Consider the following 21,659-nt stretch of genomic DNA (forward strand, 5'->3'; position numbering starts at 1 on the left):
TCACTCAGAGGTAGGAAAGGAACAGGCTGTCGAGCAACCGCGACCACCCGGAAACCATCACGAACAACAGCAGTTTGAGCGGCAGTGAAATGGTCATGGGCGAGACCATTTGCATCCCCAGGGCCAACAGCAGGTTGGACACGATCAGGTCGATGACGATGAACGGAATGTAGATCAGGAAGCCGATCTCGAACCCCGCCTGCAATTGCGACAACACAAACGCCGGGATCAACAGGATCAGGTCTTCACGCTGGGTGCTTTGGGCCATTTCAGGCGGCCAAATGCGTGCGCTGTTTTCCAGCAGGTGGGTCAACACGTCCGCGTCGGTGTTGCGCAGCATGAACACGCGCAACGGCTGTATGGCCCCAAGCCCGGTGTCCAAAAGCGTCTGGACGTTACTCATGTCCACCGGCGTTGCCTTGACGTTCTGGGCGATCTCGTACCCCACCGGCGCCATGATAAACAGCGTCGCGGCCAGCGCGATTCCATTGATGGCCATGCTCGGCGGCACCTGCTGCACGCCGATGGCGTTGCGGGTAATCATCAGCACGATGACGATCTTCAAAAAAGCCGTACAGATGATCAACAGCATCGGCATCAACGACAAGGCGCCGAGAAACATCGCCAGCACAAGAGGGTCGACCCCCTGGAGCGTCATCGGGCGAAAATCACACGTGACAACTGCAGCCCCAGGCGCCCGTCCACTTCCACCAACTGCCCCTGGCCAATCGGCCGGTCGCCGTAGTAAAGCCCTGCCATGCCGGGGGCGTAACCGGAGATGCCAAGCACCGCGCCGGGGGCCAGGTTGCGCAGCTCGCCCAAGGTCAGGCTCAGGGTGCCGCAGCGCACATTCAACGCCATGCTCAACTCGTCGAAAGGCTCATGGCCGAAGACATCCACTACCGGCTCATCCAACTCATGCTCCGGGTATTGCGGTATTGCAAAATCCTCGTCCACGGACGTTTCCTCGATCGAAATAAGCGTCAGGCACAACGGCCCGGAATCATCGTCAATACGCACCTGCAGCCGACGCTTGCCGATGTGCAAGTAACCATTGCCCTGCCTATCGAAAAGGGGCTGCTCAAGCATCACCACGTCACCGGCCCGTACGCCGCGCAACTGCGTGATGGGCAACTTCAAGCGCCCCAGGGTCACCGCCACTGCCAACTGGAACGAAGCCGGCAAAGGCTCCGCTATGGGATGCCAGGGACCGGTCTCGCACAGTGCCAGCAAGCTCTCAGGGGTCAGCCACAGGTAACCCACAACCCTGGACGGTCCCAACGTCACGGTGAAACGACAGCCGAAGTTCAGTTTCCTGGGGGCCGGCAGTAACCGCAGGAAGCCAAACAAACCGCGTACCTGCGGGCTCAGGTGGTGCTGGAATAAGTCCCAGAACCACGAGCCCGGATCGTTGCCGGCCTCTGCCAGCGTCACCGGGCACTCTCCCAGCAGGCTGAACAGCGGCCCTGGTTCGGCGAAAGCCAACACCCCGCAGGCACTCTCGAAAAACAGCGGTGTCACGCCCGCGGGGGCACGGCCCGGCTCCATCAACAACTCACCGTTGTGCCCCGCCACCTGAAACGGCATGCGCAAGCCACGACCCAACCGGCGCCGCGCCGCAACATTGGCGCCGCTGACAATGGGCAACGTTAAAATCTGCAAAATCATGTGGGCGCCACATGTACCCGTTGTACCTGGACCGGCTTCGCCAACACGTTGGCCAGCCCGTCTTCAAGGCGTTGACACACATCCCCCAGCCAACGCGCAGTGCGCTCTTCCTCCGCGTCCAGCTCAACGTTCCACACACCCTGTTCACGTCGCACGCTGGCGTTGATCCGCCCCAGGCGCGGCAGGTAAAGCACCGCCTGCAGCGGCCACTGCATGGCGCCTTGTATGCGCGGCGCCAACTGCTCGGCCATTGCCTCAATCATCAGCGCCTCGGTCGACGCCGACATCGACGTCGGGGAGGAGCCGTAGCCACCGCCCTCATGGTCACTGGTAAACAGCTGGGTAAATAACAGTCCCTGCTGCCAGGGCACAGACGTCCCGGGGCCTGGTTCACGTTCATCCCGGGGCTCACGCAAAGGCGCACGCTCAGGCCTGCTCACTGGAACCTGCGTCATATTTCTTCCTGCGCCGTGTCTTCCTGTACCAACAAAAGGGATAACTCCTGGAGTTTTTCAACCTCACGCAAACACTGAGTAACGTGCTTCTGCGCGCTGTCGATGTGGGTCAACTGCTCGTCGCGCTGTCCGTGCAGGTCGTGTAACTGTCCTTCTTCGCGGCGGGTGTCGGCAGACAACGTGCGCTCCTCGGTATTCCAGGATTTGATGTCGCCGAACGAGATCACCTGGCCTTGATGCTTGCCCAAAAGCTCGGCGGACTTGCGGGCTTCGTCCAGCCGGGTTTGTTCCAGGGCCTCTGCTGCCTGCCGGATTTGCACCAGCAGCGCTTGCTGTTGCCTTTTGGCAGCACTCAACGCGCGCTCGGCCCGATCGGCCCGATGCTTGCGCAAACGCCGCAACGTATCGATTTCAGAAAGGGACATTGGTGGTCAACTCCATCAGTTGGTCCAGGGTCATCGCCATCGGTGCGGGCTCCCGCAGGTCCTGGCGCAGAAACCCGTCGACCGCCTGACGGCTGTCCACCGCCAGGTCAGTCAGGGCATCACTGCCGGGTTGGTATTCACCCAGCTTGAGCATCAGCTCGATCTGCTGGTAGGCCGACAACAAACGGCGCAAGGCGGTACCGGCCTGGATATGCTCGGGCGAAGCGACGTTGCTCAGGATTCGCGAAAGGCTGGCCAATACGTCAACCGCCGGGTAATGGCCACGCTCGGCCAGCTTGCGGGACAACACGATATGGCCATCGAGCAGTGAGCGAACTTCATCCGCCACCGGGTCATTCATCGAATCCTGCTCGATCAGCACGGTGTAGATGGCGGTGATCACGCCGTCGCGAGTCAAGCCGGCCCGCTCCACCAGGCGAGGCATCAGGCTGTAGACCGACGGAGGCAAGCCGCCACGTCCCAGGGGTTCGCCCGCGGCCAGGCCGATTTCACGCTGGGCTCGGGCAAATCGGGTCAAGGAGTCAATCAGCAGTAATACCCGCTTGCCCTTGCGCCGGAACCCTTCGGCCAGCGCGGTCGCGGTGAATGCCGCGCGGGCGCGCTCCATGCTTGAGCGATCGGAGGTTGCACACACCAGCACCGCCTTGGCCCGCAGTTGATCATCCAGCTCGTGGTCAAGAAACTCACGCAGCTCACGGCCACGCTCGCCAATCAGCCCGAACACGATCACATCACACTCGACGTTACGCGCGATCTCCGCCAACAAGGTGGTCTTGCCACAGCCGGCACCGGCGAACAGGCCGACACGCTGCCCTTCACCCAGCGTGATCAGCCCATCGATCGAACGCACACCGGTGGACAAGGCCCGGTTGATCCGGGGGCGTTCGGTAGGCAGCGGCGCCTCGCACAACACAGTGCTCGCCTCCGGCGTGTCGTCATCCACAAAGGCGCTGGGGCCGTCACCCGCGATCGGTCGCCCAAAGCCATCGAGTACCTGGCCCAGCAATTCATCGCTGACCCGTACCCGGTGGGGTACTCCCAGCCGTTGCACACTGGCGCCCACGCGCACGCCTTCAAGATTGCCCAGGGCACTGAGCACGGCATCCTGCTGGTCGAAACCGATGATCTCGGCCAGCATATATTCGCCGGCGGATTTTTCGACCTGGCACAAATCGCCGATGCAGGCCTCGGGCAGCCGGCATTGCAGCAACATTCCATTGACGCGCTGGACACGGCCGCGCATCGCCACCGGTGCAAAGCTGGCCAGCGCACGCGACTGACGCTGCTCCCAGGCTTCAAGACGCGACTGCAGGTCCTGGGTCACCAGCGCACCTCAAAGCGTTGCTGACCCTCGAAGACTACTTTGGTGTTATCGATCAGCACCAGGCGCAAGCCGTCCATTTCATCGCCGACAAACAGCCGGTTCCCCTGTTCCAGCACCACGTGCCCGTTGGGCCCGCCGACGATCTGCAGAATCTTGAAAGGAAACGTTGTGTCGCGGACCTTGACCCGGCTCATTACCGGAACGGCGGTATCAAACTGTTCGCCAAACCGGCTGAGCATGCGCGATACCAACTCCACGTCGTCCTGGGATCCATTGCCGTCGAGCAGCACCTGGCCATTGATCAACTGAATGCTGATGCGGTTGGTCAACTCGCGCTCATTGAGCATCTTCAGCAATTGCTGGCGTACGTCGTAAGGCGAGCCCAGCTCGTTTTTCCGGGTCATCGGTGGCATCAGCGATGCCTGGGCCTCGCGCTCTCCCGAAGAGGACATGCCCAGCGCCGTGACAATGACGGCAACCACGACCACGAGGCTTATCAACCGCTTCTGTTGCGTTCCCGAGATTGACGACAGCGCCAGCGTGGCGGGCGCCTCACTCGGTGGCGCAGGTGCTTGATGCACAGGCGCCGGCGCCTGGGGCCAGGGCTGATCGGTGCGGGAGACGCAGAGCCGAACGTTGCCAATCGAAAACGTTGAGTTGAATTCCAGGTCAGCGATCTGTGCCAGGATCAACCCGTCGGCATCCTGTATCACCCCTTCCTCGGCCTGCACCGACCAGCGCCGCTCGACACACTGCAGCCGCACATGGCGCTCGGCAATGCCCGGGTCGTAGAGCGCGAGGTCGGCGTCAGGGTGTGCACCTACGCTCCACTGCTCGCCGAACAACGGCAACGCCGCCCCCTGGTGCAAGCCATCGAGTACGCGTAGCTCAAACATCGTCAGGCCTCATTGCCGCAAGAGACAGCCTGCCCCGCGCAGCACCTTCCGATGCAAACCAACGGGCAATCGCCAAAAGAGTGGTCATGCCACCGCCCCACGCAGCAGATCGTCCTGGCTCAGGTCAAACCGTCCCAGCACCTTGACCTTGGACGAACTGCCCAACTCGGCAAACGACAACACCGGCACATGGTTGAACTCTTCCAGCAGCAATGTGCGCAAGGGGCTACGCAAGTCTTGCGCGACCAACAGCACACTTTTGCTCTTGGCACGCACGCTGAAGGCCTGCTTGAGCAAGCTCACCAGTACCGCACTGCTGTCGTTGTCGAGGGAAAAGAACACTCCGGTCTGAGTCTGGCGCAGTGCATCGCGCAGCACGTTTTCGCTGTGGGGCGACAACAACCAGGCATGCAGGCCATCGGCTTCGCTGTATTGGTGGAAAATCTGCGACTTGAGGGCGATGCGCGCATAGTCGGCCAACGCGTCCGGCTCACGCTCATGCTGGCCATACTCGATCAGCGCCTCAACGATCAGGCGTACGGCGCGCAGTGGCACACCTTCGCTGGCCAGGCGCTGCAACACTGCCGAGAAACGCGAAAGCGGCATGATGCGTTGCAACTCCTGCACCAGCTCCGGTTGGTTGAACTCAAGCCAGCTGAGAATCGACTTGCTCTCCTGGATCCCGAGAAACTGCGGCCCGCTCAGCAGCATCGCCCGGGTCATGCGCTCGATGATCAAACCCTCTGCCGTGGAGCGCTCCAGTTGCTCATCGTTGAGCAATGGATCATCCGGCGCCAACCATACCCAGTCTTGTTCGTCGCGCTCAGACAGGCCCTTGGTGCCCTCTTCAGGTTCAGTCGCGAGCGCGTCGTGGGCCACCGCAACCCGGTCCCCCAGAGTGGCCTTGATCATCGGCACTTCATGCACACAAAAACGGAACTCATCATCGGCCAGCGCGGGCGTGAACTCGACTTCAAACGGCGGCAGCGTCAGGCCAATTTGCGTGACCAGGCCATTGCGGGCCTGGCGAATGCCATGGGTGATCTGCGCCACCTGCGCACTGCCGTGCAAAGCGGCCGGGTACTGCAACAGGTAAGGCCGCGACGGATCAAAGCCGCGCAGATCTTCCTCACCATTGTTTTGTGGGGCGACCACGTCGGTGTTCGCGTGCTCCGGCTGCTCTCGCCTCTGGCGCTGACGCACCAGAAAGTAACCCAGGGAGCCGGTGATCAGCGAGATGAGGATAAACACCACCGTCGGCATCCCGGGAAGCGCCGCAAAGGCGAGCATCCCGACCGAGGCGATGATCCAGCTCTTGGGTTCGCTGGTCATTTGCCGGGCGATCTCTGCGCCCATGTTGTTGGTGCCCTTGTTACGCCCGGAAGGCGCCACACGGGTGATGATCATGCCGGCGGTCAAGGAAATCAGCAGCGCAGGAATCTGCGCAATCAGGCCATCACCGATGGTCAAAACGGAGTACAGCGCCATGGAATCGCCGGCACTCATGCCATGCTGGAACATGCCGGTGGAGAACCCGCCCAGCAAGTTGATCACCACGATAATCAGCCCGGCAACGGCGTCGCCCTTGACGAATTTCATCGCCCCGTCCATTGCCCCGAACAACTGGCTCTCGCGGGACAACTGCTCGCGTTTATCCCGGGCTTGCTCGCCATCGATCAGGCCGGCGCGCAAATCACTGTCGATGGACATTTGCTTGCCGGGCATCGCATCCAGGCTGAAGCGCGCCGCCACTTCGGCCACACGCTCCGAGCCCTTGGTAATCACCAGGAAGTTGACGATGGTCAGGATCATGAAGATCACCAACCCCACCGCCAGGTTACCGCCCACCACGAAGTTGCCGAAGGCCTCCACAATGTCGCCGGCGTCCTGCTCCAGCAGGATCAGGCGTGTGGTCGCAATCGACAACGCCAGGCGAAACATGGTGGTCAACAGCAGGATCGACGGAAACGAGGAAAACGCCAGCGGCCCAGGCAGGTACAGCGCCAGCACGATCAACAGGCACGAAATGCAAATGTTGACGGCAATCAGGATATCGACCAGCCAGGTCGGCAACGGCACGATAAAGATGAACACAATGCCCATGATCACGACCGCACCCAGCACCTCGGCGCGTTGTGCAACCTTGAGCAGCACCGTGTTGATTGCCCGCAATGCACTCATGGATGGTTGCTCGGCCACGCACCGACGTGCCGGAAACCTCGCTCACTGAGCGCGTACTCATCCATCACCACCATAAAACCCAGCAGGGCTTCCTGGCGCCCCTTGCTGTCGCGCCACAGGGCCAGGGGCAGGCTCCCGAACACGGGATAGAGGCTATTGAGCGACACCAACTGGTCGGATAGCGCCGCGCCACCCAACTCACTGGCCAGGCGCTGAATCTCGGCAGGCGCGATGCCCGTGCTCACGTACCCCAATAAACGCTGCAGCAGCGCGACGGCGTCCCGATCAATGCCCGGATGCACAGCGGCCATTCGAGCAATCAACCCCTGGCAACTCGACAAGACACTGCCCAACTGGCCGCAACTGCGCAGCCCCATCAGCAAGGTGCGCAACTGCGCAGTAGGCAGCGAAGGGCTATGCGCCGCAATGTCGTCAGCCAGGGCCCGGCGCATCAACTTCAACCCGTGGCCAAATTCATTGCCACCGAATAACCCCAACAACGCATTCATCATGCTGGCCAGCGATTGCCGGGCGACCACGCTGGCGTAATACACACTGCGTACCGCCTGCCGCAAGTGAGGGTCATCCATGCTCGCCTGCAACGCCAGCGCGATGTTCAAGCCCGCCTGGATTTGTGGCTTGAAGCGGATCTCCAGCCGGGCAAGCGCGTCGTTGGCCAGAGCCGCCTCGTTAGTGCGCGCTTGCGCTTGCGCCTGCGCGGCCACCTGCTTGAGCACAACAAAGGTACGGGCCGGGTCGTTTCCTGTCAGGTCCAGCAGCTTGTCGACGCTGGGCTTGAGCAACAGTTGAACCCTGACGTTGCGGGCGATGGTCGCCAGTGTCGCCTGTGCCGGATGGCCCAGCTGCTCATAGAGCTGGGTCAACTGCTCCACAGGCGTCACGCGCGTCCCCAACTGGCGCCGGCCCAAGCCCATACTGTTGAGTTCGACCTCCTGGCTAAACAGCGCCGCAAGGTCGTCGACGCCCGTCGTGCCGGACGCCTGGGAGCGTGGCCTCACATCGACGTTCGCAGGCGTATCCAGGCGCTGGGGCTTTTGTGCTTCAACGGGGGAATTGACGTTCATGTTCATGAGAAATGCCAGCACAGGAAGTTTCGTATCCGTGTGTGGCAAGCAACCCCGTTACGGTTCCATCTTTATCGGCGATACCGGGGCCTATGAAAAGATCGGCGCAAACCCGCGATGCTTTGTGCAAACACTTGCACAAAAAGGCACTGAAACAAGATATTTACCTAACATTATCAACGACTTATGAGTTTTTTTCGTTTGGCACAGGCAGTGCTAACAGGGTTCCCGTCGAAATCATTTCGACCGTCTACCCTGAGGAGAAAATCATGGATATTCCTATCGATGTTTTAGTTCACCTTACACCTGACCCGCACCGCTCCATCCAGAACCTGTCGGAAGACCACCACAAGAAACTCCGACGATTCATTCATAAACGCGTGCTCAACCCGGAAGATGCAGACGATATTCTGCAGCTGACGTACCTGGAAGCCTGGCGCAACCGGGACCGCTTCAGCGGCCAGGCCACACTCAGCACCTGGATGTGCGGAATTGCCCAGAACCTGATTCGCAATCACTTTCGGCGCCTGTACGCCAAACCCGTGCATTGCGAGTTCGATGAAGCCCTGTGGCATGGGCAGGAAGACAACAACAACCTGGACTGGCAGTTCGAGGTCAACCGCAAGCTCGAAAGAACCCTGCGGGCGATCACGCATTTGCCGGTGGAAATGCGCAAAACCCTCTACGCCTCGCTGGAGACCGACGGCAGTTACCAGGACACCGCCGACGCCATGGACATCCCCATTGGCACCGTGCGCTCACGGTTGTCCCGGGCGCGCGAACAACTGAAGCGGGCCACCTACAACCCGCTACAGCCGTAAATCGGGGCACCGACACAACGCCGATACCCTTTGCAGGAGCAACTGATTTACCCGTTTGATGCAAGCGTTGGGCAGCAAGGATACCTGCCCGACTCGATTGGCTTGAAGTCAGGCCTTTTTGGTACGCGGCAACAGAATCGCCAACACCCCGAACAGCGGCAGGAACGAGCACAACGTGTACACGTACTCGATACCGTGGATGTCTGCCAGGTGCCCCAGCAGCGCCGCACCAATCCCGCCAAAACCAAACATCAAACCGAAGAACACCCCGGCGATCATCCCCACATTGCCCGGCACCAGCTCCTGCGCGTACACCACAATCGCCGAGAATGCCGAGGCCAGGATAAAGCCGATCACCACACTCAGGATGCTGGTCCAGAACAGGTCCACATGGGGCAAGATCAGGGTGAACGGTGCAACGCCGAGGATCGAGAACCAGATCACCGCCTTACGGCCGATCTTGTCGCCAATCGGCCCGCCAAAGAACGTCCCCGCCGCCACCGCGCCCAGGAACAGGAACAGATGCAGCTGGGAACTGGCCACCGACAGGTCGAACTTCTCGATCAGGTAGAAGGTGAAGTAACTGGTGAAGCTGGCCATGTAGAAGTACTTGGAAAACACCAGCAGGCCCAGCACCACCAGCGCGCTCAGCACCCGCCCCTTGGACAGGCCATGAGTGGCCGCCTGGCCTTGCTTGAGCTTGAACAGGTTCAAGTGGTTGGCGTACCAACGGCTGATCGCATACAGCACAAACAACGCAAACACCGCGAACAGGCCGAACCAGGCCACATTGCCCTGGCCGAACGGAATGATGATCGCCGCCGCCAGCAACGGGCCAAAGGCCGAGCCGGCGTTACCGCCCACCTGGAAGGTCGACTGCGCCAGACCATAACGACCGCCCGACGCCAGACGCGCCACGCGGGAGGCTTCCGGGTGGAAGGTCGACGACCCGATACCAATCAACCCCGCCGCCAGCAGGATCAACGGGAAGCTGCCCACCTGGGACATCATCAAGATGCCCACCAGCGTGCAGATCATCCCGCAGGGCAACAGGTACGGCTTGGGATGGCGGTCGGTGTAATAACCCACCCATGGCTGCAACAAGGATGCGGTGAGCTGGAACGTGAGGGTGATCAGGCCGACCTGGGTGAACGTCAGGCCGTAATTGGCCTTGAGCATCGGGTAGATCGAAGGCAGTACCGACTGGATCAAGTCATTGATCAAATGCGCCAGCGCCACCGCGCCGATCACACGCATCACCAACGGGCTGGTTTGCCCGGCAGCAGGCGTCGTAGCCACGGAGGGCTGGGAATTGCTCAGAGCCATGGGAGGTTTTCCGTACAGCAGATGGATGCACAGGTGCAGGTGCGACAATGTGCCACTTTTGGGGGCAGGAAGGCTATCCCGTTAGCAGGCTAACGACTAGATGAATCGATGCAGCGGTCATGGTTTGTAAAGGGCCAGCAAGATGAATCCCTTTAATTTGCGGGACGTTTCCTAGAGAATCTTTCGGCCTTGTGCCTGGGGGAGTCGGTGGCTAGTCTTCGGTCCGTCGCTGGTTTCAGCGATCGGGTTTAGCAGCCTGAACTCAATAGGCACACGCTTTACGCCCCAGTTTATGGTGGCTGTGCGTGGGGCACCTTCGGGTGCGCCGGTTTTCCTATTGACTGGTCTGCTAACCCGCGTACAGCTGCCACCCTTCTCGTTTAGCAGCGACGGTGGCAGCTTCTTCAGGTCAATAGGAGCTACACCATGTTCAAGATCGTCCCCGATCCACCCCGTGACCAAGCCAAAGACCGCGCCGCCTTCAACCGAGCGCTCGACCACTACTTGCCGACCGACCCGCCGCAACCGTCGACGAACTTCTACGCCATCAGCGACGACATCAGCTTCGAAGACTCGCTGCTCTACACCGCCGACCTGCTGCACAGCGCCTCGGCCACCGCGCTCGACTGCGGCGAACAGCTGCAAAGCCCCGAGCGTGCCAAAGTCCTCGCCGTGTGGCACCTGCTGGAAATCGCCAAGGCCATGGTCGACCGCTCGATAGAGTGCCTGCACCCGCGCAAAACCTGACGATCAACACCGAACAAATGTGGGAGCTGGCTTGCCGGCGATAGCATCACCTCGGTATCAGGGATACACCGAGGTGCCTGTATCGCCGGCAAGCCAGCTCCTACAGAAGATTTTTGTGAGGCCGGGACCTGCGCAAACCCCAACCACTCGTCACCAAACCCGGTGTTTCCCGTTAAACAGTTGATAGCGTAGATAAATTTTCAAAAAAAGCGCTTGACGCATTCCCGTTCTCCGCGAATAATGCGCGCCACTTGGCTACATAGCTCAGTTGGTTAGAGCATAGCATTCATAATGCTGGGGTCCGGGGTTCAAGTCCCTGTGTAGCCACCAAGTACTAAAAACGGCTTACCGAAAGGTAGGCCGTTTTTTTATGCCTGAAGAAAAGTACACTGCCCCACCACATGGAGGTGACGCATGACATTCCCCGCCACCGGCATCCACACCGACCGGCTTTTACTGCTCCCCGCCCACCCTTCCCACGCACGTGCCCTGCAAGCGTACCTGCTGCAAAACCGCGATTTCCTCAAGCCTTGGGAACCGTCGCGTGATGACGCCTTTTTCGAACTGGCCGCCATCACCGAACGCCTCGAAACCCTGGCCGACAAAACCGCCAGCGGTGAAGCGTTGCACCTGCTGATATTCAGCCACGGCAACATCATCGGCGCCTGCAACTTCAGCAATGTCGTACGCGGTGCGTTCCAGGCCTGTCACCTGGGTTATGCGCTGAGCGAGTCCGCCCAAGGCCAGGGCCTGATGCAGGAAGCGCTGACGACGGCGATTGCCCATGTGTTCGACGCAATGCAACTGCACCGAATCATGGCCAACTACCGCCCGGAGAATCAGCGCAGCGCGCGCCTGCTGGCGCGGCTGGGGTTTGAGCGGGAGGGTGAAGCGCGGGCGTATCTCAGGATCAACGGGGTTTGGGCGGACCATGTACTGACCGCCCTGATCAACCCCGACGATATTTAAACCACTCAGTCGCTGTGGGCGGCATCACTTGGTGCACCCGGACAAGGATTCACCAACTCCGAATACTCAAACTCCGTGAAGTACGGAATCTTTGTCCCCGGGATCATCCCTCCGCCGTACTTCTTCTTGCCGCTCGGCCTGACTGCTTTCGCGCCGGCACCGATCAACAACGGCTGACCATCAGCCAGCAAATAATCCACCATCTCCCGGTGCATCGTGCCGTTCCATTGCTTGTCGGCATTCAGCGGCAGCAACACGAAGTTGGAGTCCGCCGTGAACATGTTCAGCGCTTCCGCCGCTTCCCGGGAAGTGGCGGTATGGCCGCACAGCACTTCGGCGGTTTTCAGGGTGTAGGCCGGCACGTACCGGCTGCTTTGGTACTTGCTCAGGATCAGCCCTTTGCGGGTCAGTACCGCTATGCCTTGCTCGGCATGGCAGATCGCCTCGTCGCCATACTGCAGTTTGCAGAAGTTGGTGTAGGAGATGTCGATGATGTCACTGCCGGAAACGCCCAGGTCCTGCTGTATCTGCGCGCGGGCTTCAGGGGTTTGGTAGGGGATGCTGCAGCCGCTCAACAGCAGTGCGGCAACGACGAAAACCAGCGGTAAAGTACGCATGAAAACTCCAAAAAAGATGAGGCGTGGCAATCCATTAAATCTCTACCGGTAAAACCAGGTCCTTTTGCCCTTCCACTGTCACGTCATAAATCTTCTCGCTGCACACCGAGAAGCCCTGCAAATCAAACTCCACCAGATAGGTTTTGTTAGCCTTCGGCAGGAAGCTGCGGGATAACGGTCCGCACTTTTCCAGGGTATAGGACGTGCCGCGATCATTGCGCCAGTTCGCAACGCCCTCTACCACGGTCACCTGATCCGCCGGCACCAGCGTCTCCCGGAACGGCCGGACCTGATAGAGCCCGTGGGCCAGCCCCTTGTACAACCCGCGGGCAAACGCCGGCATTTGTTGCTCTTGGGCATCATTGTAAACATTCCCCACGCTGCTCAGGTTTCCCGCCGGGCCAACGCTGAAATGCACCTGTGATTCAGTGCTGAGCATTCTGAAAATGACTTTCGCATGGTGGTCGTCTGCCGTCAGTACGACCGGCTTGGGTTTGGCCGGGGGCGGGCCTTTATGAGAAGAACACCCCGCTCCAAAAACAGCCACCAGACACAACGCAAGGACCCAAGCAAAGGAGCGACCCATAGATAAATTCAGACTCTGTTAAATGCCATGAAGGTTAAGTGCTGGATAGCTTAATGCCATCACCCCGCAAAGTATCGCTTCCCGCCCATGTGCCTCGCAATATTCCCCCGCCGCCGAAATTCCACTACTGCCGAACAACCTGAAAAAAGGAGCTACACATGGGTTTTCTCGCCGGTTCCCTGGGCCCTGAAGGTACGTGGGTTAACGCGGTGTCTGCCGGGCCGATTCGCACCCTCGCCGCTTCCGGCATCAAGAATTTCCGCAAGATGCTGGCGGCCAACGAGGCGCAAACGCCGTTGCGGCGTAACGTCACCATTGAGGAGGTCGGCAACGCGGGCGCCTTCCTGTGCTCGGACCTGGCGTCGGGCATCAGTGGGGAAATCATTTACGTGGACGGCGGTTTTAATACCACCGCCATGGGCAATCTCGACGAGTGATCTTCAGACCGCAACAGTGCCCCGCTGACTGGGGCGCTGTTGCATCAAACCCCTTGCCGCACAAAACACTGCTCCACCACCGACTTGCCCCACTGCTGCCCTTCCTGCTCCGACACCAGCACAAAGCCCGCGTTTTCATACAGCTTGCGCGCCACGTCCAGGCCCTTGAACGTCCACAACCGCACTGCCGGGAACGGGTGCTGATCACAGAAATCCACCGCTTCTTTCAACAGCCGTTTACCCAACCCCTGACCATGGGCCGACGGGTCCAAAATAAAGCAGCGCAGGATCGCCTCGCCGTTTTCGCCCTCGCCATCAATGGCAATCGAGCCGACGATCTGCGCGCCATCCAGCACCGTCCACACTTCGTTGCGCGGGTTGGCCAGGCGCCCCATCAGCTCGGCCATGTCCGCCGCCACCAGGCTTTCGAATGGCTGGCCAAAATTGGCGTGTTTGGCGTAGTACTCGGCATGCATCTGCGCGATGCGCCCGATCACGCCCGGCCGGTAGCCACGGGCAATGCGGTAGTGCCGGGGTTGCCGGGCGCCGGTGCGCTGGGTTTGCAGGGCGCCGGCGTATTGATCCAGCCCACGACTGACGGCCTGTTGCTGCTCGCTGGACAGGTCGGCAATCGCCTCGCCCACCTGGCGCCGGGCAAACGCTTCGATCTCGCCCAGCGTCTTTTGGCCTCGCGCGGTGAGCCGCAGTTTTTTCGAGCGGGCATCGTCCTCGTTGGCAAACTCTTCCAGTTCGCCCGCCTCGATCAGCTTGCGCACCATGCGGCTCACGGACGACTTTTCCAGCCCCAGCAAGGTGACCAGTTCCGCCGCCGTCAGCGCGCCGCGCTCGCCGATTTCAACAATCGTGTGCACCGATGACGGTGGATAACTGCTGGCCGCCAGCTTCGGCTGCATAAAGCCCAGCTCTCGCACCATAAGACGCGAGGCGCTGCGGATCTGATCGATAAGGTCTGGCTTGGAACGGTTCACGGTGAAAAACCTTTGCCTGATGAGAAGGGTATTTAGTTGTATCGCACAACCATATGCAAATCAACGGGCGCGTATTCACCAACGCGCACTTGCCAAATAGCGGCGCAGCGATGAAGATGAGATTCATTATCAAACAAACATGTTTCGGGTTTACGCCATGCCCTGCGAGCAACACATCGTGCAAATCCTGTATGCAGACCATCATCGCTGGCTCTGCGGCTGGCTGCGCAAACGCCTGGGTTGCGTCGACCATGCGGCGGACCTGGCCCAGGACACGTTCGTACGGGTGCTGACCCAACGCTCCACGCAACCGTTGCGCGAGCCCCGCGCTTACCTGAGCACCATTGCCCGCAGCCTGATGATCGACATGTTCCGCCGTCGCGCCTTGGAGCAGGCCTATCTGGAAACCCTGGCCGCGCGCCCCGAAGCGCTGGATATCTCGCCTGAAACCCGCCTGCTGATCATCGAAACCCTGGTGGAAATCGACCGTTTGCTCGATGGCCTTGGTGGCCGTACCCGGGAGATTTTCCTGATGGCCCAGCTCGACGGCTTGAGCTACGTGGAGATCGGCCGACAGTTGAATGTCTCGGTCAACACCGTGAAGAAACATGCGGTGCGCGCCCTGATGCATTGCTTGCTGGCCGCCGAGGAGTAAGCCGTGGCACTGGATCATGCAACCCTCGAAGCGGCCGCGCGCTGGTACGTAGACCTGCGTTGCGACGAGCTGAACGACGCCACCCGTGAAGCCCATCGGCGCTGGCTCGACGGCGACCCGCATCACCGCCTGGCATGGGAGCGGCTGACCCGTTTGCAGGAGCGCTTTGAGCGCGTCGGCCCGGGCATCGCACGCCCTACGCTAAGCAGTGCACGCACCAAACGGCGTGACGTGCTTAAAGTGCTGTCGCTGCTGCTGGCGGCGGGCGGCACCGGCGCATTGGCATGGCGCACCACGCCGCTGCCGTCGCTGATGGCCGACCAGCGCACCGCCACCGGCGAACACCGCAGCCTGCGCCTGGATGATGGCAGTCAGTTGCAACTGAACACCGCCACGGCGGTGAACATCGGCTACAGCCCACAACTGCGGGAAGTGCAATTGCTCAGCGGTGAAATCCTGATCGAAACCGCCCGTGACACGCCGGCCCGGCCATTTGTAGTGCACACCCGGGAAGGCAGTATCCGCGCCCTGGGCACGCGCTTTATCGTGCGTCGCGAAGCCGACCGCACCCACGTCTGCGTGCTGGAACATGCGGTTGAAGTGCGCACCGCCAACACAAGCCCGACGGTGCGGGTAGAGGCCGGCCAGCAACTGGCGTTCAGTGAGGACGTGGCAGGCAACCTGCAACCGGCAAACCAACAAGCCGACGCCTGGACACACGGCATGCTGGTGGTGAATGACTCGCGCCTGGGGGATTTCATCAGAGAACTGCAGCGCTATCGCCCCGGTCACCTGGCCTGCGATCCGGCAGTGGCGGCGTTGCGTATTTCGGGGGCGTTTCAGTTGGCCAACACCGATACCATCCTCGAAAACCTGACCTCCACCCTGCCGGTACGCGTGCGCCAATTCAGCCGTTACTGGACCCGTGTGGAGCCCGCTTAAAGGCCCATCCAAAAAATAACTTCGCCTGGGGGTTGTTGATTCCGATTCTCGTTCGACTTGGTAGATAGAGGCGCCGTAGACGCCACCACTACTGCCACAGGGCGAAAGGAAACTGCATGTCCGCGCACACCCCAATGATTGAAACTCCACCCGCCCGCCTTTCCCGCGCCATCCGCCGGGTTGCGCTGGGCATGGCGCTGGCGATTGCGCCGTGTGCCTGGGCGCAGACCGGCGCTGAAAGCCAGTTCGATATTCCCGCCGGCTCGGTGAACACAGCACTGGCTCAGTTCGCGGCCACCGCAGGCGTGAACATTTCCTTCGAGCCCGGCGCAGCCCAAGGGCAAAAGTCCGCAGGCTTGCACGGCCGCTACACCGTGGACTCAGGCCTACGCCAACTGCTGGCCGGCAGCAAATTGCAGGCGGTGTTGCTGAGCAATGGCAGCTACTCGCTGATCCCGATGGTGGACGGCACGGTGCAACTGGACCCCACCAGCATCTCCGGCGAATCTACCGAACCGGCTTCCGGACCGGTGGAAGGCTACGTCGCCACCCGCAGCAGCAGCGGCTCGAAGACCGACACGCCGATCATCGAAATCCCGCAGTCGATCTCGGTGATCACCCGCCAGCAGATGCAGGCCCAGGGTGCACAGACCGTCACCGATGCGTTGCGCTACGTGCCGGGCGTCAAGGTCGAAGCCTACGGCCTGGACCCCAAGGGTTTTGACTGGCTGTACATCCGCGGCTTCAACGGCCAGGCCAGCAGCGACTACCTCAACGGCCTGCGCCAGCAAAACAACAGCTATGCGTTTTTCCGCAGCGAGCCTTATGCCTTCGACCGTATCGACGTGGTGCGCGGCCCGGCCTCCAGCCTGTTCGGCCAGGGCGACGCGGGCGGCATAATCAACCGCGTCAGCAAGAAGCCCGACGCCAACCACGTCAACGAAGTGCAAATCACCGGCGGCAATCATGACCGCCTGCAGGGCCAATTCGACATCGGCGGTGCGCTGGATGACGACCAACACCTGCTGTACCGCGTGGTCGGCCTGGCCCGCGATGCCGACACCCAGGTCGAATACGCCGATGGCCACGAGTTGAAAGACGACCGCCTGTACATCGCGCCCTCCTTCACCTGGGCGCCGGACGAAGACACCAGCCTGACGGTGCTCACCGATTTCATGCGTGACCACAACGGCGGTTCGCTGTTTGCCTACAGCACGCCCAACGGCCACACCACCAACATCCTGATGGGCGACCACAGCTTCAACCACCTGGACCAGGATCAATACAGCCTGGGCTACGAGTTCCGCCATCGCCTGAACGACACGTGGGAATTCCGCCAGAACGCCCGCTACGGCCAGGTGGACGTGATCTTCCAGAACCTGCTGCCCGCCGCCGTCAACACCAGCACCGGCAACGTGACGCGCATCGCCGACCGCTTCGACCAGCACATGGACACCTTCAACCTCGACAACCAGTTGCAAGCCGACTTCACCACAGGCCCGCTGACCCACAAGCTGCTGATGGGCGTCGACTACACCTGGCAAGACGCCGATATCAAACGCTGGCGCATCCTCGCACCGAGCCTGAACCTCTACGACCCGCAGTACGGCAAAGACATCACCCGGCCCTCGGCGGCCAACAGCTTGAGTTCGATCGACTACGACCAGACCATCGAACAAGTGGGCGGCTACCTGCAGGACCAGATCAAGTTTGATGACCACTGGATCCTCACCGCCGGCGGCCGTTACGACTACGTGCGCAACGCGCTGGACAACCACGTGGGCGCGTCCACCAACCAGAAAGACAACGCCTTCACCGGCCGCGTGGGCCTGACGTATCTCACCGAGTTTGGCCTGGCACCCTACGTCAGTTACGCCGAGTCGTTCACCCCCAACACCGGCACGGACCGCAATGGCAGCGCCTTCGACCCGAGCATGGCCCATCAGTGGGAAGTGGGCGTGAAGTACCAGCCCACCGATGCCATCTTGATGACCGTCGCGGCCTACGACCTGACCAAGACCAATGTGCTGACCAACGAGATTGTCGGCGGTGTGAACACCGGCTTTACCGTGGCTTCGGGCGAGCAGCAGTCGAAGGGTATCGAAGCGGAGATCAAGGCCCGCCTCGACCAGAATTGGGACCTGATCGCCTCATACACCTACACCCACGCCGAAATCACCAAGAGCAACCGCGGCGATGAAGGCAATCGCCCGGCCAACGTGCCCAAGCACATGGCGTCGACATGGCTGAACTACACCTTCCACGACACCGCGCTCAACGGCCTGAGCCTGGGCGGCGGCGCGCGGTACACCGGGGCCTTGTATGGCGACAACGGCAACACTTATCACATCGACAACTACACCCTGTTCGACGCGGGCGTGAGCTACCCGATCAACAAGAACGTGACGGTCTCGGTGAATGCACAGAACCTGTTGGACACCGAGTATGTAGCGACCTGTGATGACTCCTACGAGTGTTATCCGGGGATGCGGCGTACGTTGCTGACCAGCGTCAAATACACGTGGTGACCCACCTGTGACACAAGAAGCCCGCTGACTGCGGGCTTTTTCATGCCGGGCGGCATGAGCTTAAACACCATTCAAACTCCCCTCCTCCAAACCACTGATGTACATTCCTCTGCACGGACAACAGATCATTCTCAAATGAACGGAGTCATCGCGTGCTTTCGATTTTCCACCGTCAACGCCTTACCGCCCTCTCACTGATTACCACTGCCCTCACCCTCGCCGCCTGCCACAGCGCCACCGCGCCCGAACTGCCGCCCGCCCCGGAACTCGGCTCGGGCTATCGCACCGACATGAGCACCCGCCACGCCGAGCGCCATATGGCGGCCGCCGCCAACCCGCTGGCGGCTGAAGCCGGGCGCGAGATCCTGCGCAAGGGCGGCTCGGCCATCGACGCAGCGATTGCCATGCAAGCCGTGCTGACCTTGGTGGAGCCGCAGTCGTCCGGGATCGGCGGCGGCGCGTTTATCATGCTGTGGGACGGCAAAAAGGTGCAGGCCTATGACGGTCGCGAAACCGCACCGGCGGGCGCTACCGAGCGGTTGTTCCTCAACGCCGACGGCACGCCGATGGCGTTCCCGCAGGCACAGATTGGCGGGCGCTCGGTGGCCACCCCGGGCGTGTTGCGCGCCCTGGAAATGGCCCACAAAAAGACCGGTCACCTGCAGTGGGCAACGCTGTTCGAGCCGGCCATTCGCCTGGCCGAACAGGGCTTCCCGATCTCGGCGCGCCTGCACAGCCTGATCGCCGCCGACCGTTACATGAGCCGCTCGCCGGAAATGACCGCCTACTTCCTGAACGCCGACGGCAGCCCCAAGGCCACCGGCACGCTGCTGAAAAACCCGGCGCTGGCCAACGTCTTCAAGCGCATCGCCAAGGAAGGGCCGGACGCGCTGTACTACGGCCCGATTGCCGAAGAAATCACCCGCAAGGTGCAGGGCAACAGCAACGCCGGCAGCCTGACCCTGACTGACCTCAAGGGCTACAGCGCGGTTGAGCGGGCGCCGCTGTGCACCGACTACAAGCGCTGGAAAGTCTGCGGCATGCCGCCACCGTCGTCGGGCGGGATCGCCATCGCGCAGATCCTCGGTACGTTGCAGGCCCTGGAAGCCCGCGACCCGCGTATGACGCTGGCGCTATTGAAGCCGGTGAAGAACGACTCTCCCGCAGGCCTGGAGCCGGTACCCGACGCGGTGCACCTGATCGCTGAAGCCGACCGCCTGGCCTATGCCGACCGCGCCCAATACGTGGCCGACTCGGACTACGTGCCGGTGCCGGTTGCCGGGCTGGTCGCACCGGATTATCTGGCCGGCCGTGCCGCGCTGATTGGTGAGCGCAGCATGGGCGTCGCCAAGCCGGGCAAGCCTGCGGGCATTCAGGTGGCCTACGCGCCGGATCGCTCGCCACTGCGCATTTCCACCTCGCAAGTGGTGGCGGTGGATGACGTGGGTGGCGCGGTGTCGATGACCACTACCGTGGAGTCGGCATTCGGCTCCCATGTGATGGTCCAGGGCTTTTTGCTGAACAACCAGATGACCGACTTCTCGTTCATCCCCGAAGAGAACGGCCAGCCGGTGGCCAACCGGATCGAGCCCGGCAAACGCCCGCGTTCGTCGATGGCACCGACGCTGGTGTTCGATCGCCAGAGCGGCGAGCTGGTGGCCACGGTCGGTTCCCCGGGCGGTTCGCAGATCATCGAATATGTGAGCAAATCCCTGGTGGCCATGCTCGACTGGAACCTCGACCCGCAAGCCGCCGTCGGCCTGCCCAACTTCGGCAGCCGCAACGGGGCGACCGAACTGGAGGCCGGCTTGTTCAGTGCGCCGTTGAAACAGGCGCTGAAGGACAAGGGCCACGCCCTGAGTGAAATCGACATGACCAGCGGCGCCCAGGCGATCGTTCGGGTGCGTGATGCCCAGGGCAAGGTATCGTTGATCGGCGGTGCGGACCCACGCCGTGAAGGCGAGGCCCTCGGGGACTGATGTGACTCACTGGAGAGCTGCGCGTGCACAAGGCAAATAACCTCGGCGCCCTGGTTGGCGTCGACCATGGGTTCTGTTCGATTGACGATCCATTGCGGCCTGACGACGTGTTCATCTGCAAGCAGGTGCACAGCGCCACGACCATTGAATGGAGCGCGGAGCTTACGGCCAATACGGTTGAAGCCGATGGGGTTTTCAGCCGGGATGTGCAGCCGATCGCGGTGATCACTGCCGACTGTTTGCCGTTGCTGATGGCCTCGGAGAGCGGAGATTTTGTCGCGGCAATTCATGGCGGCTGGAAGGGGCTGCAAGGCGGGATTATCGCCAATGCCATGCAACGGTTCAGCGCCGAGGGTGTGGCGCTGGACCAATTACGGGTTGCGATCGGGCCGTCGATCAAGCCGTGTTGCTATGAGGTGAGCGGCGAGTTTGTCGCGCAGTTGCAGGCGAGCCAGGGTCACTTATGGCCGGACGGAAATGCGCCGTGGACGTTCGAGCAGCCGGGGCCGTTGTTGGCACCGGAGATTCAGACGCCAGAACCCAGGCAGGCCTTGAGTGCGTGGTTTGATTTGAGCCGGTATGCGCTGATCTTGCTGGAGGCCGCCGGCATAAAGCGTGACCAGGTCGAGGTGAGTGAGGTGTGCACGTATTGCACCTCGCCAGCGTTTGCGAGTTATCGCCGAAGGACCCATGACAGCACGGAGCGCAAGACGTTGTTGTATTCGTGGATTTCGCGAAAAACGCAACGATAAAGCGGCCGAATACAGCGTCTCCGGCAACACCAAACTTGTGGCGAGGGAGCTTGCTCCCGTTGGGGTGCGAAGCACCCCCAGAATGAGCTGATGCGTTTTTTCAGGAAGAGCACCGTACCCAGTTTCAGGGCTGCTGTGCAGCCCAACGGGAGCAAGCTCCCTTGCCACAATGGGATCTCACTCATGAAAAGGTTTCGTCAGATTCCCAAACCGATCCTCGGTCGGTAACAAAGTTGGTCTTGCTGATCATGCAAAT

Annotated in this window: 20 protein-coding genes, 1 tRNA gene and 1 pseudogene; 10 read left to right on the forward strand and 12 right to left on the reverse strand. The window is 61.2% G+C overall.

Annotated elements, in window-relative coordinates; translation table 11 throughout:
- Positions 1–4: 4 nt before the first annotated feature.
- The 8 genes from sctR to sctW form a co-directional block, all read right to left on the reverse strand.
- A complete protein-coding gene (gene sctR / locus JFV30_RS02905; protein ID WP_201121801.1) occupies positions 5–658 on the reverse strand; it encodes a type III secretion system export apparatus subunit SctR in 654 nt (217 codons plus the stop codon).
- Entirely contained in the window at positions 655–1,668 is a 1,014-nt protein-coding gene (locus JFV30_RS02910) for a FliM/FliN family flagellar motor switch protein (RefSeq protein WP_201121803.1), read from the reverse strand. The genes sctR and JFV30_RS02910 overlap by 4 nt, the downstream gene beginning before the upstream one ends.
- Positions 1,665–2,123, reverse strand: coding sequence for a type III secretion system HrpP C-terminal domain-containing protein (locus tag JFV30_RS02915; protein WP_201121805.1), 459 nt, complete (start codon positions 2,121–2,123; stop codon positions 1,665–1,667). The genes JFV30_RS02910 and JFV30_RS02915 overlap by 4 nt, the downstream gene beginning before the upstream one ends.
- Complete coding sequence (sctO, locus tag JFV30_RS02920) at positions 2,120–2,548, reverse strand: type III secretion system stalk subunit SctO (RefSeq protein ID WP_201121807.1); 429 nt, start codon at positions 2,546–2,548, stop codon at positions 2,120–2,122. The genes JFV30_RS02915 and sctO overlap by 4 nt, the downstream gene beginning before the upstream one ends.
- Positions 2,535–3,893: a FliI/YscN family ATPase gene (locus JFV30_RS02925; protein ID WP_201121809.1), complete on the reverse strand. Its 1,359-nt coding sequence runs from the start codon at positions 3,891–3,893 to the stop codon at positions 2,535–2,537. Before JFV30_RS02925 ends, sctO begins: the two co-directional genes overlap by 14 nt.
- A complete protein-coding gene (locus tag JFV30_RS02930; protein ID WP_201121811.1) occupies positions 3,890–4,789 on the reverse strand; it encodes an FHA domain-containing protein in 900 nt (299 codons plus the stop codon). Before JFV30_RS02930 ends, JFV30_RS02925 begins: the two co-directional genes overlap by 4 nt.
- 84 nt (positions 4,790–4,873) lie before the next feature.
- Positions 4,874–6,970 carry a type III secretion system export apparatus subunit SctV gene (gene sctV, locus JFV30_RS02935; RefSeq protein WP_201121813.1) on the reverse strand — a complete coding sequence of 699 codons (2,097 nt, stop codon included), beginning with the start codon at positions 6,968–6,970 and terminating at the stop codon, positions 4,874–4,876.
- On the reverse strand, positions 6,967–8,055 hold the full coding sequence (gene sctW / locus JFV30_RS02940) for a type III secretion system gatekeeper subunit SctW (RefSeq protein WP_201121978.1): 1,089 nt from the start codon (positions 8,053–8,055) through the stop codon (positions 6,967–6,969). The genes sctV and sctW overlap by 4 nt, the downstream gene beginning before the upstream one ends.
- A gap of 269 nt (positions 8,056–8,324) precedes the next feature.
- On the opposite strand from sctW, the gene JFV30_RS02945 reads away from it, so the two are divergent.
- Complete coding sequence (locus JFV30_RS02945; protein WP_201121815.1) at positions 8,325–8,876, forward strand: RNA polymerase sigma factor; 552 nt, start codon at positions 8,325–8,327, stop codon at positions 8,874–8,876.
- Between the two features lie 108 nt (positions 8,877–8,984).
- Here JFV30_RS02945 and JFV30_RS02950 read toward each other — a convergent pair whose 3' ends face one another.
- Positions 8,985–10,202: an MFS transporter gene (locus JFV30_RS02950; protein ID WP_169387095.1), complete on the reverse strand. Its 1,218-nt coding sequence runs from the start codon at positions 10,200–10,202 to the stop codon at positions 8,985–8,987.
- 426 nt (positions 10,203–10,628) lie between these two features.
- Between JFV30_RS02950 and JFV30_RS02955 the strand changes: the two genes are divergently transcribed.
- The 3 genes from JFV30_RS02955 (at position 10,629) to rimJ (ending at position 11,918) form a co-directional block, all read left to right on the forward strand.
- Entirely contained in the window at positions 10,629–10,949 is a 321-nt protein-coding gene (locus tag JFV30_RS02955; RefSeq protein ID WP_010177056.1) for a DUF6124 family protein, read from the forward strand.
- Between the two features lie 253 nt (positions 10,950–11,202).
- Positions 11,203–11,279 (forward strand) — tRNA-Met (locus JFV30_RS02960).
- A gap of 84 nt (positions 11,280–11,363) precedes the next feature.
- Positions 11,364–11,918 (forward strand): ribosomal protein S5-alanine N-acetyltransferase, encoded by a 555-nt coding sequence (gene rimJ / locus JFV30_RS02965; protein ID WP_201121817.1) that lies wholly within the window; start codon positions 11,364–11,366, stop codon positions 11,916–11,918.
- A gap of 5 nt (positions 11,919–11,923) precedes the next feature.
- Here the strand turns inward: rimJ and JFV30_RS02970 are convergent, their stop codons facing one another.
- Together JFV30_RS02970 and JFV30_RS02975 are read right to left on the reverse strand one after the other, a co-directional pair.
- On the reverse strand, positions 11,924–12,535 hold the full coding sequence (locus JFV30_RS02970; RefSeq protein WP_201121819.1) for a hypothetical protein: 612 nt from the start codon (positions 12,533–12,535) through the stop codon (positions 11,924–11,926).
- 34 nt (positions 12,536–12,569) lie between these two features.
- Complete coding sequence (locus JFV30_RS02975; protein WP_169387092.1) at positions 12,570–13,121, reverse strand: hypothetical protein; 552 nt, start codon at positions 13,119–13,121, stop codon at positions 12,570–12,572.
- 164 nt (positions 13,122–13,285) lie between these two features.
- Here JFV30_RS02975 and fabI point away from each other — a divergent pair.
- Positions 13,286–13,558 (forward strand): annotated as a pseudogene (fabI, locus tag JFV30_RS02980) (enoyl-ACP reductase FabI); the annotation flags it as partial.
- Positions 13,559–13,602: 44 nt separating this feature from the next.
- Here fabI and JFV30_RS02985 read toward each other — a convergent pair.
- Complete coding sequence (locus JFV30_RS02985) at positions 13,603–14,493, reverse strand: bifunctional helix-turn-helix transcriptional regulator/GNAT family N-acetyltransferase (RefSeq protein ID WP_207201834.1); 891 nt, start codon at positions 14,491–14,493, stop codon at positions 13,603–13,605.
- 211 nt (positions 14,494–14,704) lie between these two features.
- Here JFV30_RS02985 and JFV30_RS02990 point away from each other — a divergent pair, with 211 nt between their 5' ends.
- From JFV30_RS02990 to JFV30_RS03010, 5 genes are all read left to right on the forward strand, one after another.
- Positions 14,705–15,202 (forward strand): sigma-70 family RNA polymerase sigma factor, encoded by a 498-nt coding sequence (locus JFV30_RS02990; protein ID WP_201121823.1) that lies wholly within the window; start codon positions 14,705–14,707, stop codon positions 15,200–15,202.
- Between the two features lie 3 nt (positions 15,203–15,205).
- Positions 15,206–16,144 (forward strand): FecR domain-containing protein, encoded by a 939-nt coding sequence (locus JFV30_RS02995; protein WP_201121825.1) that lies wholly within the window; start codon positions 15,206–15,208, stop codon positions 16,142–16,144.
- A 116-nt stretch (positions 16,145–16,260) separates the two neighbouring features.
- Entirely contained in the window at positions 16,261–18,672 is a 2,412-nt protein-coding gene (locus tag JFV30_RS03000) for a TonB-dependent siderophore receptor (protein WP_201121827.1), read from the forward strand.
- A gap of 152 nt (positions 18,673–18,824) precedes the next feature.
- Positions 18,825–20,651, forward strand: coding sequence for a gamma-glutamyltransferase (gene ggt, locus JFV30_RS03005; protein ID WP_201121829.1), 1,827 nt, complete (start codon positions 18,825–18,827; stop codon positions 20,649–20,651).
- A 23-nt stretch (positions 20,652–20,674) separates the two neighbouring features.
- Positions 20,675–21,403 (forward strand): laccase domain-containing protein, encoded by a 729-nt coding sequence (locus JFV30_RS03010; protein WP_201121832.1) that lies wholly within the window; start codon positions 20,675–20,677, stop codon positions 21,401–21,403.
- Positions 21,404–21,659 lie beyond the last annotated feature (256 nt).

Origin of the sequence: Pseudomonas sp. TH32 (genome assembly GCF_016650855.1) — a bacterium.
In the GTDB taxonomy this organism is placed as follows: domain Bacteria; phylum Pseudomonadota; class Gammaproteobacteria; order Pseudomonadales; family Pseudomonadaceae; genus Aquipseudomonas.